At 63.9% G+C, this 13249-nt stretch carries 12 protein-coding genes; 11 read left to right on the top strand and 1 reads right to left on the bottom strand.

Translation table 11 applies throughout. The features are described from left to right. The coding region (locus RCJ92_RS11825; RefSeq protein WP_446754664.1) for a DUF2249 domain-containing protein at positions 1–234 on the bottom strand (234 nt) is incomplete at its 3' end. 176 nt (positions 235–410) lie between these two features. Between RCJ92_RS11825 and RCJ92_RS11820 the strand changes: the two genes are divergently transcribed. The 11 genes from RCJ92_RS11820 to RCJ92_RS11770 all read left to right on the top strand — a co-directional run bounded on the left by RCJ92_RS11820 (position 411) and on the right by RCJ92_RS11770 (position 13133). Further along, positions 411–1190, top strand: a complete 780-nt coding sequence (locus RCJ92_RS11820; protein ID WP_138926291.1) for a YggS family pyridoxal phosphate-dependent enzyme — start codon at positions 411–413, stop codon at positions 1188–1190. Positions 1191–1355: 165 nt separating this feature from the next. Beyond that, complete coding sequence (gene poxB / locus RCJ92_RS11815) at positions 1356–3080, top strand: ubiquinone-dependent pyruvate dehydrogenase (RefSeq protein WP_446754663.1); 1725 nt, start codon at positions 1356–1358, stop codon at positions 3078–3080. Between the two features lie 51 nt (positions 3081–3131). After that, positions 3132–4367, top strand: coding sequence for an FAD-dependent oxidoreductase (locus RCJ92_RS11810; RefSeq protein WP_446754662.1), 1236 nt, complete (start codon positions 3132–3134; stop codon positions 4365–4367). A gap of 108 nt (positions 4368–4475) precedes the next feature. Beyond that, positions 4476–5228, top strand: coding sequence for a YggS family pyridoxal phosphate-dependent enzyme (locus RCJ92_RS11805; RefSeq protein WP_138174213.1), 753 nt, complete (start codon positions 4476–4478; stop codon positions 5226–5228). Beyond that, positions 5225–6025 (top strand): PfkB family carbohydrate kinase, encoded by an 801-nt coding sequence (locus RCJ92_RS11800; protein ID WP_446754661.1) that lies wholly within the window; start codon positions 5225–5227, stop codon positions 6023–6025. Before RCJ92_RS11805 ends, RCJ92_RS11800 begins: the two co-directional genes overlap by 4 nt. Before the next feature lie 612 nt (positions 6026–6637). After that, the gene (nrdH, locus tag RCJ92_RS11795; RefSeq protein WP_054820723.1) at positions 6638–6868 is read left to right on the top strand and encodes a glutaredoxin-like protein NrdH; all 231 of its coding nucleotides are present in this window, start codon (positions 6638–6640) and stop codon (positions 6866–6868) included. Between the two features lie 96 nt (positions 6869–6964). Next, positions 6965–7414 carry a class Ib ribonucleoside-diphosphate reductase assembly flavoprotein NrdI gene (gene nrdI, locus RCJ92_RS11790; protein WP_246049467.1) on the top strand — a complete coding sequence of 150 codons (450 nt, stop codon included), beginning with the start codon at positions 6965–6967 and terminating at the stop codon, positions 7412–7414. After that, positions 7414–9552 (top strand): class 1b ribonucleoside-diphosphate reductase subunit alpha, encoded by a 2139-nt coding sequence (gene nrdE, locus RCJ92_RS11785; RefSeq protein ID WP_138174209.1) that lies wholly within the window; start codon positions 7414–7416, stop codon positions 9550–9552. The genes nrdI and nrdE overlap by 1 nt, the downstream gene beginning before the upstream one ends. A 189-nt stretch (positions 9553–9741) precedes the next feature. After that, positions 9742–10716, top strand: a complete 975-nt coding sequence (gene nrdF / locus RCJ92_RS11780) for a class 1b ribonucleoside-diphosphate reductase subunit beta (protein ID WP_054820721.1) — start codon at positions 9742–9744, stop codon at positions 10714–10716. A gap of 332 nt (positions 10717–11048) precedes the next feature. Continuing rightward, positions 11049–12293 carry an MFS transporter gene (locus tag RCJ92_RS11775; protein WP_446754660.1) on the top strand — a complete coding sequence of 415 codons (1245 nt, stop codon included), beginning with the start codon at positions 11049–11051 and terminating at the stop codon, positions 12291–12293. Positions 12294–12383: 90 nt separating this feature from the next. After that, positions 12384–13133, top strand: a complete 750-nt coding sequence (locus RCJ92_RS11770) for an FAD-dependent monooxygenase (protein WP_446754659.1) — start codon at positions 12384–12386, stop codon at positions 13131–13133. Positions 13134–13249 lie beyond the last annotated feature (116 nt).

Genomic DNA, 13249 nt, shown 5'->3' with positions numbered 1-13249 from the left:
CAGCCGGGTGAGCAGCACCCGCCACTGTCCAGGGTCCAGGGCCCGGGCCTGCCAGTCAAAGGCACCGGGCTGGTCCCGCTCGAACTCGCGGCGCAGGTTCTGCGGTTCATGATCGGCCAGCAGCACCAGCTGTTCACCGGTCTGCAACCGGGCGAAAAGCTCGAAAATCCGGGCGTGGCGCTGCGGCTTGGGGATCTGGCGCACATCGATGGTCTGCGGGTCTTTGGCGGACAAGGCTTCCTCCATCTCACGGCCTGGGGTGTGCCGGCAGGGTCTGCCGGCTCTTCCCACAGCTTAGCCCCGCCACCTTGGGGAACCGGTTCTTCGCCGGGAGTGCCTAGACTGAAGGGCAGTGGGCGGGTCCGCCGTGCCCGCACCGTGGCCAGCATCGTGGGAAGGAAGCACGCATCATGACAGCACCCCAGCCAGGTTCCAGCGCCGCCGCGCACGCACAGACCCTGCAGGACTTCCAGCACAACCTGGCCTCGGTGCGCGAACGCATCGCCGAAGCCGAACGCGCCGCCGGGCGCGAGCCGGGCTCGGTGCGCCTGCTGCCGGTGTCCAAGACCGTGCCGGAGGAACGCCTGCGCATCGCGATCGGCGCGGGCATGGACTACCTGGGGGAGAACAAGGTGCAGGAGGCCGCGCGCAAGGCGGAGAACCTGGCCGACATCCCGAACCTGAAGTTCTCGGTCATTGGGCACCTGCAAACCAACAAGGCCAAGTACGTGGCCCGCTTCGCCCACGAATTCCAGGCGCTGGACAACCTGCGCCAGGCCACCGCCCTGCAGCGGCGGCTGGAACTGGAGGACCGGACGCTGGATGTGTTCGTCCAGGTGAACACGTCCGCCGAGGAATCCAAGTTCGGACTGGCGCCCGAGGACACTGCGCCTTTCCTCACCCAGCTGCCGGCCTTTGACCGGCTGCGGGTGCGCGGGCTGATGACCCTGGCGATCTTCTCCAGCGACACCGAACGGGTGCGCGCCTGCTTCGTGCGCCTGCGCGAACTGCGTGAGCGGCTGCGCCAGCAGGCCCCTGACACGGTCGGTCTGGATGAACTGTCCATGGGGATGAGCGGGGACTTTGAACTGGCCATCGCCGAGGGCGCGAGCGTGGTGCGGGTCGGCCAGGCGATCTTCGGGGCCCGCGCCCTGCCCGACAGCCACTACTGGCCCGGCTTCGCCGGCTAGCCGCCACCCCCGATCCGACCTAAGAGTTCCACCGGTGACATGCGGCCTTATGCACACGGGGGTGTGAGATTTGTGGCCAAACGTGGCACCTGGGCGCAATGCGTCGTAGGCTCAGCAGTGAGGCAAACGGTGGAAATCGTCCGCCGGCGAAAATGAGGAGGCACTATGCCTACGGTCGCGCAGAACATCATTAGCCAGCTCGAAGTCCAGGGCGTGAAGCGGATGTACGGGATCCCCGGCGATTCGCTCAACGGCCTGACCGACGCGTTGCGGGAAAACGGGCGCATCGAATGGGTGCACACCCGCCATGAGGAGGCCGCCGCGTTCGCCGCCGCCGCCGAAGCCGAGATCACCGGGGAGCTGGCCGTCTGCGTCGGCTCCTGCGGGCCGGGCAACCTGCACCTGATCAACGGGCTGTACGACGCCAACCGCTCCCGCGTGCCGGTACTGGCCATCGCCGCCCACATCCCCACCGAGGAAATCGGCTCCAACTACTTCCAGGAAACGCACCCCACCGACGTGTTCCGCGAATGCTCGGTGTACGTCGAGCAGGTCTCCGACGCCTCGCAGATGCCGCGCATCATGAACATCGCGATGCGCGAGGCCATTGAAAAGCGCGGGGTGGCGGTCCTGGTGATCGCCGGGGACGTGGCCCTGCAGGACATGCCGCGCATCACCCCGCGCAAGATCGCCAAGACCGAACCGCGGGTGCTGCCCAGCGAGGCGGAGATCGAACGCGCCGCCCAGGTGCTTGGCGGCTCCAAGAAGGTCACCATCCTGGCCGGTGCCGGCAGCGCCGGCGCCCACGCCGAGGTGATGGAGCTGGCCGACAAGCTCGCCGCCCCGGTGGTGCACGCGCTGCGCGGCAAGGACCACATCTCCTACGACAACCCGTTCGACGTGGGCCTGACCGGGCTGATCGGCTTCGCCTCGGGCTACCGCGCCATCGAGGACTGCGACGTGCTGCTGATGCTGGGCACCGACTTCCCGTACCAGCAGTTCCTGCCCGAGGAGGCCACCACCATCCAGGTGGACCTGCGCGGTGAACAGATCGGGCGGCGCACCAAGGTGGACATCCCGCTGGTGGGCACCGTGAAGGACACCGCCCGGGCCCTGTCCGAGGTGCTGCCGCGCTCCAAGCACCGCAAGCACCTGGACGAGTCGACCAAGCACTTCGCCAAGACCCGCGAAAAGCTGGACGAGCTGGCCACCCCCTCCAAGCGCGGGGACGCGATCCACCCGCAATACCTGGCCCGCCTGGTCGACCAGGCGGCCAGCGAGGACGCGGTGTTCACCGCGGACGTCGGCTCACCGACCGTGTGGGCGGCGCGCTACCTGAGCATGAACGGCAAGCGCCGGCTGCTGGGCTCCTTCAACCACGGGTCGATGGCCAACGCGCTCTCGCACGCCATCGGCGCGCAGGCCGTGGACCGCAAGCGCCAGTCCATCGCGCTGGCCGGTGACGGCGGGCTGACGATGCTGCTCGGTGAGCTTTTGACCGTGAAGCAGAACGGGCTGAACGTGAAGACCGTGGTGTTCAACAACTCCTCGCTGAACTTCGTGGAGCTGGAGATGAAGGCCGCCGGCTACCTCACCTACGGCACCGCGCTGGAGAACCCGGACTTCGCCGCCGTGGCCGAGGCCATGGGCATCAAGGGCATCCGGGTCACCGACTCGGCGGACCTGCCCGACGCGGTCGAGCAGATGCTGGCCCACGACGGACCGGTGGTGCTCGATGTGCTCACCGACCGCCAGGAGCTGAGCATGCCGCCGACCATCAAGTTCGAACAGGCCAAGGGCTTCGCCCTGTTCGCCATCAAGACCGTGATGTCCGGTCGCGGCGACGAACTGCTGGATCTGGCCAAGACGAACTGGCGCCGAATGTTCTAGGACACCGCCGATGACCCGCACCAGTCCCCGGTAGCCCCAACCGGCACCGCCATGACCGAGCACCAGCTGCCGCAGACCAGCACGCCACTGGACGTGCTGGTCTGCGGCGCGGGGATCGCCGGCAGTGCCGTGGCCGGGCTGCTGCAGCGCAGCGGGCACCGGGTCACCCTGATTGAACGCGCCGGCGCCCACGCCCCGGCCGGATACATGCTCGCCCTCTTCCCGCTGGCCGAGGACCTCTTCCACGCCCTGGGGCTCACCGAAGCCTACCGGCGGCACAGCATCGAGCTGGCCAACTACCGGCTCTACGACCGGCACGGCGCACTGCTGCGCGAGGACCGGCTGGGCGAGCTGATGGGTGCCGCCGGCAGCTACCGCGGCATCGGCCGCGCCGGGCTGCTGCAGCTGCTGCGCTCCGCGGCGGTCCCGGCCTCCTGCAACACGATCCTCACCGACCTGCAGGTCCAGGGGGAGCAGGCCTCGGTGACGCTGCAGAACCCCGAACGGCAATGGACCCAGCGCTTTGACCTGGTGATCGTTGCCGAAGGCATGAACTCCTCCACCCGAACCCTGCTGCGGGTACCCACCCAACGGCTGAACACCGGCTGGGGCGGCTGGGTGGTGTGGGAGGAAACCGAAAGCCGGCGCAGCGTTGAACCCGGCGGGGCAGCTGAACCTGAATCGCCAGCCACCGGCAGTGAACTGTGGGGCAACGGCTACTTCATGGGCGCCTACCCGGTCCCCGGCGCCACCGGCTTCTTCCTGGGCGGGCCCAGCGCCTTGTGCCAGGCCGGGCCGGCCGGCTTCCTGGACACCGTCTACCGCGACACCGGGGCCATCCCGCAGGAATTTCGCACCGTCGGGGACACGCTGATGTCCCAGCAGCACCCCTACTACTGGAACCTGGAGGACGTGCGGGCCAGCCGGTGGGTCAGCGGGCCGGTGGTGCTGCTCGGGGACGCGGCCGCCGGCTTCCTGCCCACCGCCGGGATCGGGGCCGGGATGGCCCTGGATTCGGCCTGGCTGCTGGCCGGCGCCCTGGCCGAACACGGCCGCTACCCGCTGCCGCAGCTGCTCGCGGGCTACCTGAAGGCCGCAAGGCCCCGCGTGCTGGCCGCCCAGGACAACTCGCGCCGGCTGGCCCGGCTGATGTTCCGGCGCAGCGCCGCCTGGGCCGCCGTGCGCGACGCGCTCACCCGGCGGGCCAGTGTCGCCGCCGTGTTGGGTCCGATCCGCAGCATCATCGACACCCGTCCGGACATCGGCGGGCTGCTGCGTCAAATGTGAAGCCCATGCCCGTAGGAGCCTATGCTTAAGCAGGACCGTGCCCGCCGGGGCACCACGTTTTGCGGACGTTCAGATCGACTACGTTGAAGAAGAGGCCTGTACGCTTTCATGACATCGCAACCAGCTGCGGCGCACGCCGCGACCATCGAGGATTTCACCCACAACCTGCAGGCGGTTCACCAGCGCATCGCCGCGGCGGCCACCGCGGCCGGCCGGAACCCGAAGGACGTACGGCTGCTGCCGGTAACCAAGACCATCCCCTCCCAGCGGTTGCGCCTGGCCATTGCCGCCGGCGTTGACACGCTGGGGGAGAACAAGGTGCAGGAGGCCCTGGCCAAGAGCGAGGAGCTGGCGGACCTGACCCACCTGCGCTACGCCATCATCGGGCCCCTGCAGCGCAACAAGGCCAAGTTCGTGGCCCGTTTCGCCCACGAGTTCCACGCCCTGGACTCGCTGCGCCTGGCCGAGACCCTGCAGCGCCAACTGGAGGCCGCCGAGCGGACCCTGGAGGTCTACATCCAGGTCAACACGTCCGGCGAGGACACCAAATCCGGGATCCAGGCCGACGAGGCCGCCGAACTGGCCGCCGCGCTAAAGCCCCTGGACCGCCTGGAACTGCGCGGGCTGATGACGATGGCGGCCCACTCCACCGACCAGGCGATGGTGCGGGCCAGTTTCCGGCGGCTGCGCGAGTGCGCCGAGTCGGTGCGCGATGCCGCGCCCAACCCGGAACGCTTCACACAGCTGTCCATGGGCATGAGCGGGGACTTCGAGCTGGCCATCGCCGAAGGCGCCACCGTGGTGCGCGTGGGCCAGGGAATCTTCGGCGCCCGCCACTATCCGGACCGGCCCGCGCAGTGAGCGGGCTGGAACTGGACCGACGCCCGGTCAAGGCCGTGGTGATCGGATCCCAGCTGGCCTACGGCGCGGTGGGAAACAACACCGTGGCCCGGATGATCGAGGCGGCCGGGCACCGCTGCGTGCAGGTGCCCACCGTGGTGCTCAGCAACCTGCCGCACTACCCGAGCCTGGCCGGGGGCCCGGTGCCCGAGACCTGGCTGACCGGGTTCCTTGACGACCTGCTGGCTCGCCAGGTGCTCGATGACACCCAGTACGTGTTCGTCGGCTACCTGGGTGAGGCCCGGCAGGCCGGGATCATCGCCGCCTGGTATCTCCGGGCCCGTGAGCTCTACCCGCAGCTAAAGCTGATCCTGGACCCGGCCATGGGTGATGACGATGTGGGGCTCTACACCCACCAGGACGTTGCCGACGGCTACCGGGAGCACCTGCTGCCCATCGCGTGGCTGAGCACCCCGAACCGCTTTGAGCTGGCGCTGTTCAGCGGGGAGCCGATCTACGACGAGCAGGACGCGGCGAACGCGTGCCTGGACTTGATGGAGGCCGGCTGCCGCTACGTGGTGCTCACCTCCGCGCCCACCGATGATCCGTCCCTCATCGGCTGCCTGATCGCACTGGACGAGGAGCATTTCGAGCAGGTGGACACCGCCAGGGTCACCAGCACCGCCAAGGGCGCGGGAGACTGCTTCGCCGGGCTGATGATCGGTGAACTGCTGCGCGGCAGCGAGCTGCTGCCGGCAGTGGAGCAGGCGGTGCTGGGAACCTCGAGCGCGCTCTCCGGCAACCATCCGCTGTTCTAGAGGTCGCGCGGGCTGGGGACACTTGTCTCGAGCCCGCGCGGCCTTCCGCATGCCCGCACACTCTCGTGCACTGGTATCAGTCTGTGTCAGGCAAGGGCGGTTGGCCCCGATCAGTCGGTGGCGGGCGGTCTGTGGCGGTGAAAACGGGTGCGGAATAGTTTCCCACATTCGGCGATATTGAAGCCTAAACGTCGGTGCCGGGGATGACACTAGGGATAGGTCCGGCAGCCGTCGCCCGGCACTAGATAGTGTGTCCGCCGCAGGCTCGCCCAACACGCCGAAAGGAGTCTCACAAAAGAATTTTTAACGCACATCGAGCCGTCCACCGGCTGTGGACAAGATGGGGCCCACCCCGAGAAATCGCGGTTTAAACCGGGCCTCTTATCCACAAGACGTGTGGACTTGACAATGGCCGAATGACATACTTGTAATACATCATGTTGTGGCTGCTTGCACGGGCCAACACAAGATGTAGTATTGAACCCGATGGCGCGTTAGGCGCCGGAAACACCTCGATAACACGGTTTCGGGGCATTTGAGAGGCGGCCGCGTGACGAACCCTTGAAGGGTGTCGCAGAGCCAAAAAGGGACTTTCCAAAGGGGAACAGGGACATGACCGTCACGGTATACACCAAGCCATCCTGCGTGCAGTGCAACGCCACTTATCGAGCCCTGGATAAGAAGGGCATCGTGTACAACAAGGTCGACATCTCCCAGGACGCCGCAGCGCTGGAGCGTGTGCGCAACCTGGGCTACATGCAGGCCCCTGTCGTCATCACCGACAACGACCACTGGTCCGGCTTCCGCCCGGACAAGATCGAGACTCTGGCCCAGGCAAACTAGGCTCAGCCACTCGAAACAACCACGGGTTTTACTCGTCTCAACTAGTAAGCGGAGGCGATCGACTTGCCACCATCAGCGCTGGCCGAGAATCAGCAGTTGGATGAGGCTAGCCACGCCGTGCAGTACACCGACCAGAAGTTGATTTACTTCTCTTCTGCGTCGGAGTACACGCACCGGTTTGTGCAAAAACTGAATATCGGTTCGGCGCGCATCCCCTTGTTTGCGCGCGAACCAGAACTCATTGCCACCAAGCCCTACGTTCTGGTGATTCCCACTTATGGGGGAGAGAACGGAAAACGGGCAGTTCTACCGCAAATTCTGAATTTCTTGAGGAATGAACAGAACCGCCGGCTTCTTCAGGGAGTCATCGGCTCGGGCAACACCAACTTCGGCACCACATATTGTCTGGCGGCTAAACGCGTCGCAGCCAAATGCCAGGTGCCGGTTCTATACACATTTGAATTGATGGGGACATCGGAAGACGTCCACAAAGTCAAAGAAGGGCTTGATACCTTTTGGACACTAAAGTCTCAGAAGCGGACCTGATGAAGGATGCCAAGGAGCTTCCTGCGAACCTGCAGGGACTGAGCTACAACGACCTGAACGCCATGCTGAACCTCTACGGTCCCGATGGCAAGATCCAGTTCGAGGTCGACCGTTACGCGGCGCGCCAGTACTTCCTGGACCACGTCAACAACAACACCGTGTTCTTCCACGACCTGGATGAGAAGCTCGAATACCTGGTGAAGAACGATTACTACGAGCGGGAAACCCTCGACCAGTATTCGATGAACTTCATCCGCGGTCTCTACAAGCGCGCCTACAACCACAAGTTCCGCTTCCAGACCTTCCTGGGCGCTTTCAAGTTCTACACCTCCTACACGCTGAAGACCTTTGACGGCAAGCGTTACCTGGAACGCTACGAAGACCGCGTGTGCATGGTGGCCCTGCATCTGGCCCGCGGGGATGAGCAGCTGGCCGAAAAGCTGGTCGATGAGATCATCTCCGGCCGTTTCCAGCCGGCAACCCCCACCTTCCTGAACGCCGGCAAGGCGCAGCGTGGCGAACTGGTCTCCTGCTTCCTGCTGCGCATCGAAGACAACATGGAGTCCATCGCCCGCGCGGTGAACTCTTCGCTGCAGCTGTCCAAGCGCGGCGGCGGTGTCGCCCTGGCGCTGACCAACCTGCGTGAGTACGGGGCCCCGATCAAGCAGATCGAGAACCAGTCCTCCGGCGTCATTCCAGTCATGAAGCTGCTGGAAGACTCCTTCTCCTACGCCAACCAGCTCGGTGCCCGCCAGGGTGCCGGTGCCGTCTACCTGAACGCGCACCACCCGGACATCCTGCGCTTCCTGGACACCAAGCGCGAGAACGCGGACGAGAAGATCCGCATCAAGACCCTCTCGCTCGGCGTGGTCGTTCCGGACATCACTTTTGAGCTGGCACGCAAGAACGAGGACATGTACCTGTTCAGCCCCTACGACGTGCAGCGCGTCTACGGGGTGCCGTTCAGCGAAATCTCGGTGACCGAGAAGTACTACGAGATGATTGATGACTCGCGCATCAAGAAGACGAAGATCAACGCCCGCGACTTCTTCACCACCATCGCCGAGATCCAGTTCGAATCCGGGTACCCGTACTTGATGTTCGAAGACACCGTGAACCGGGCCAACCCGATCGCCGGACGAATCACCATGTCCAACCTGTGCTCGGAAATCCTGCAGGTCTCCTCGCCGTCGGAATACAACGATGACCTGAGCTACGCCCGTGTCGGCAAGGACATCTCCTGCAACCTGGGCTCGATGAACATCGCCAAGGCTATGGACGGCAAGGACTTGGCCGGCTCGGTGGACATCGCCATCCGTGCGCTGACCGCGGTCTCGGACATGTCCGACATCAACTCGGTTCCCTCCATTGCCGACGGCAACTCGCGTTCTCACGCCATCGGCCTGGGACAGATGAACCTGCACGGCTACCTGGCCCGTGAGCACGTGCACTACGGTTCCGAAGAAGGCTTGGACTTCACCAACATCTACTTCTACACCGTGGTGTTCCACGCCCTGAGCGCCTCGAACAAAATCGCGATCGAGCGCGGCGAGACCTTCGACGGCTTCGAGAACTCGAAGTACGCCTCGGGAGAGTTCTTCGACAAGTACACCGACCAGGTGTGGGAGCCGGCCACCGAGCGTGTTCGCGAACTGTTCGCCGACATCCAGATCCCTACCCAGGAAGACTGGAAGAAGCTGAAGGCCTCCATCATGGAGCACGGCATCTACAACCAGAACCTGCAGGCGATCCCGCCGACCGGATCGATCTCCTACATCAACAACTCGACTTCCTCCATCCACCCGGTGGCCTCGAAGATCGAGATCCGCAAGGAAGGCAAGATCGGCCGCGTCTACTACCCGGCGCCGTTCATGAACAACGAGAACCTGGAGTACTACCAGGACGCGTACGAGATCGGCTACGAGAAGATCATCGACACCTACGCCGCTGCCACCCAGCACGTGGACCAGGGCCTGTCGCTGACCCTGTTCTTCAAGGACACGATCACCACCCGCGACATCAACAAGGCCCAGATCTACGCATGGCGCAAGGGCATCAAGACCCTGTACTACATCCGCCTGCGCCAGCTGGCCCTGGAAGGCACCGAGGTCGACAACTGCGTCTCGTGCATGCTCTAACCTGAGCTGGCCCGACTCGCACCGCGAGGGGCGCAACAAACGAGGCATCTGAAGACCGCAATGTTTTCAGATGCCTCGTTTGCTTCCAGACAGTACCGGAGAACCCACAGGTGCCCCCTCCAGCCAGACCGGAATCCGCCTGCGGCGGTAGACTTAAACCACCAAACCACGACTCTTCAACGAGGAACCATGACCGAGAAGATTCAGCTCACCAACAAGGTCGAAGCCATTAACTGGAACCGCATCCAGGACGAGAAGGACGTTGAAGTCTGGAACCGGCTGGTCAACAACTTCTGGTTGCCCGAGAAGGTGCCGCTGTCCAACGACATCCAGTCCTGGGCCACCCTCAACGAAGACGAAAAACTGCTGACCATGCGGGTGTTCACCGGGCTCACCCTGCTGGACACCCTGCAGGGAACCGTCGGCGCGGTCTCACTGATTCCCGATGCGCTGACCCCGCACGAGGAAGCGGTGTACACCAACATCGCCTTCATGGAGTCGGTGCACGCCAAGAGCTACTCCTCGATCTTCTCCACCCTGGCTTCGACCAAGGAAATTGACGAGGCCTTCCGCTGGTCCACGGAGAACCAGAACCTGCAGAAGAAGGCGCAGATCATCGAGAGCTACTACCACGGTGATGACCCGCTCAAGCGCAAGGTCGCTTCGACCCTGCTGGAGTCCTTCCTGTTCTACTCGGGCTTCTACCTGCCGATGCACTGGTCATCTCGTGCAAAGCTGACGAACACCGCGGACTTGATCCGACTCATCATCCGCGATGAAGCCGTGCACGGCTACTACATTGGCTACAAGTACCAGAAGGGCTTGGAACAGCAGACCGAGCAGCGCCGCCAGGAACTGAAGGACTACACCTTCGACCTGCTCTTCGAACTCTACGAAAACGAAGTACAGTACACCCACGACCTCTACGACCCGGTCGGTCTGAGTGAGGACGTGAAGAAGTTCCTGCACTACAACGCGAACAAGGCGCTGATGAACCTGGGCTACGAGGCCATGTTCCCGGCCACCGTCACCGGTGTATCTCCGGCAATCCTCTCGGCACTGAGCCCAAACGCCGATGAGAACCACGACTTCTTCTCCGGCTCCGGTTCCTCCTATGTGATCGGCAAGGCCGTCAACACCGAGGATGAGGACTGGGACTTCTAGGAGCCAGACAACTAGCCAGCTGATCAGCGGCTAGCTGCACCGGCAACAGGGCCCGAGGCCCCCGAAAATATCGGGAGGTTTCGGGCCTTGCGTGTACCGACGCCATTGGCTTTCAAAGGAGCGAAGGACGAACCCAGCTTAACGGGCCCGCCAATAGTCCGGCCCCCAGGCTGATCTGCCACCGTGTAGCCGGACAGGTCCATGGACGGCTGCTTCAACCGCGACCGATGCGCCCGCAACAACGACAGCGGTGTTCCTGTTATCGCCGGGGCCGCTAAGATCATGACAGGTACTACTATCGGCCCCGAACCATCAGTGCTGAAATGAGGCTTATGAGCATCACATGGACCGATCAGCAGGTTCAGGCTGTGCGCCGCCGCTCAATTTCGGTCCTCGCGCTGGGGCAGGTCTTGGGCGGTCTGGGCGCAGGAGCGACCCTGACTCTCGGCTCCCTGCTGATCGTGGACGTTGCCGGAACCGACGCCCTGGCGGGCATGGCAGCGACCATGAACACCATCGGGGCTGCTGTGATGGCCATACCCCTGGCCATTCTTGCCCAGCGTCGGGGACGTAGGGTCTCATTGGCCACCGGGGCACTGATCGCCATCGTGGGAGTGCTGACCATCCTGGCCGGAACGCTTCTTGCCTGGTGGCCGATGGTGTTGCTGGGAATGGGAGTGCTGGGAACCGGAAGCGCCCTCAACCTGCAATCCCGGTTCGCCGCCACCGACCTGTCCAGTGACAGGACCCGGGGACGGGATCTCTCCCTGGTTGTCTGGGCGACGACGATTGGTGCCGTTACCGGACCGAACTTGTTTGAGCCGGGCGAAGTGATCTCCCGGGCCCTGAATCTGCCGCAGTTCACCGGCGGCTTCCTCATCGCCATGGTGGCCCAAGCGGTGGGATTGGGGATCTACTGGTTTGGCCTGCGCCCCGACCCGATGCTCGTGGCCCAGCACCGGGAGGGGAACCCCCGAACCGGAGCGGTATCGCGAACCAGTGGGTTCTCCATTCTGCGCACCTCCCTGGCCGCCCGGGGAGCAGTCATCACGGTCGCGATGAGCCATGCCCACATGGTTGCGTTGATGTCGATGACCCCGATCCACCTGCAGCACCACGGCTCAACGCTGACCCTGATAGGAGTCACCATTTCAGCCCACGTTGCCGGAATGTACGCGCTCTCCCCAGTCTTCGGCTGGTTGACCGACCGGGTCGGCGCACGCCCCGTCGTGTATGCCGGCCAACTGCTTTTCATTACCGCGAGCATCCTGGTGTGGTTCGGCATGGAGAGCTATGCGCTGATCACCGCGGCTTTGGTCTGCCTGGGCCTGGGATGGAGCGCTTCCACCGTGGCCGGCGCGGCCATGGTAAGCGGGGCGGTTGACATTGCCCATCGTCCGCAGCTGCAGGGCACCTCGGATTTGCTGATGAACCTCAGCGGTGCGGCCGGGGGACTGGTCGCCGGCCCCATCCTCGTGTGGCTCGGTTTCGGCGGCCTGGGGCTCGTGTTGCTGGGCCTGGTCGCGGTGGTGCTGCTGGTTAACATTCCCCTCCATTTCAGCCAGACCCTGAGCTGACCTTCCCCTGGATGGAAGCACCTTTCCGGGCTTCCGCGAGCCGCTTTTCGGTGCGAGAGTTGAAACAGGTTGCGAGGCGAGGGAGTGGTTATGGCAGAAAATCCCGACTGCATCATTGTCGGTGGCGGTCCGGCGGGAATGGTTGCCGGACTCCTGCTGGCGCGTTGCGGGGTGAAGGTCGTCGTTTTGGAGAAGCACGGTGATTTCCTGCGCGACTTCCGGGGGGACACGATTCATCCCTCGACCCTGGAACTTCTGGATCAGCTGGGTCTGATGGGCGAATTCGAGAAGATTCCCTATTCGAAGGTCTTTGGTGCCAGCATCCCGGATCGCCGGGGGCACGACGTCAGGGTGGTTGACCTTGCCGGGCTGAAGCATCCCTACCCATTTATCGCCATGGCGCCGCAGTGGGATTTTTTGAGCCTGTTGGCCCGTGCGGGGGAGCAGGAGGAGAACTTCGAGCTGCGGATGAATTGCGAAGTGACCGACGTGGTGATTGAATCCGGCCAAGTTGTCGGAGTCCAGTACCGCAGCGAGACCGGGGAGGGGCAGCTCAGGGCGCTGCTCACGATCGCCGCGGACGGACGCTGGTCTACCGTGCGCCGTCAAGCGGGACTGTCTTTAAGGGAATACCGAGTACCGGTCGATGTCTGGTGGTTCCGCATCAAGGGGTCAATGCAGGCCAGCAACACGCTGTTGCCGGTGTTCTCGCCCGATCGCGTCTTCGTGCTCATACCCCGGGGAAACTATGTCCAAACGGCGATGCTGCTCAAAAAGGGGGATGACACCAAGCTGCGGCGTCAAGGCATTGAGGAGTTCCGTCGTCAGGTTGTTAAATAGCCGTTTTGGGTACCGCATGTCCACGTAACTGGTACTGCTTTTCCATGTATGGGGAACTGCCGACGATTCTGTGCTCCTGTGGACAATGACGTATCACAATCGGTGATGCGCGTTGA

Source organism: Glutamicibacter sp. BSL13, assembly GCF_052928425.1.
The sequence above is the reverse complement of the archived record's forward strand: the minus strand, read 5'-3'. Positions and strand labels throughout refer to the sequence as shown.

What these genes read in the sequence shown, in the direction of transcription:
- nrdF (WP_054820721.1), top strand. Translation starts at nt 9,742, where the DNA reads ATGACCGAGAAGATTCAGCTCACCAACAAGGTCGAAGCCATTAACTGG.
- nrdE (WP_138174209.1), top strand. Translation starts at nt 7,414, where the DNA reads ATGAAGGATGCCAAGGAGCTTCCTGCGAACCTGCAGGGACTGAGCTAC.
- RCJ92_RS11805 (WP_138174213.1), top strand. Translation starts at nt 4,476, where the DNA reads ATGACATCGCAACCAGCTGCGGCGCACGCCGCGACCATCGAGGATTTC.
- RCJ92_RS11770 (WP_446754659.1), top strand. Translation starts at nt 12,384, where the DNA reads ATGGCAGAAAATCCCGACTGCATCATTGTCGGTGGCGGTCCGGCGGGA.
- RCJ92_RS11820 (WP_138926291.1), top strand. Translation starts at nt 411, where the DNA reads ATGACAGCACCCCAGCCAGGTTCCAGCGCCGCCGCGCACGCACAGACC.
- RCJ92_RS11775 (WP_446754660.1), top strand. Translation starts at nt 11,049, where the DNA reads ATGAGCATCACATGGACCGATCAGCAGGTTCAGGCTGTGCGCCGCCGC.
- poxB (WP_446754663.1), top strand. Translation starts at nt 1,356, where the DNA reads ATGCCTACGGTCGCGCAGAACATCATTAGCCAGCTCGAAGTCCAGGGC.
- nrdH (WP_054820723.1), top strand. Translation starts at nt 6,638, where the DNA reads ATGACCGTCACGGTATACACCAAGCCATCCTGCGTGCAGTGCAACGCC.
- RCJ92_RS11810 (WP_446754662.1), top strand. Translation starts at nt 3,132, where the DNA reads ATGACCGAGCACCAGCTGCCGCAGACCAGCACGCCACTGGACGTGCTG.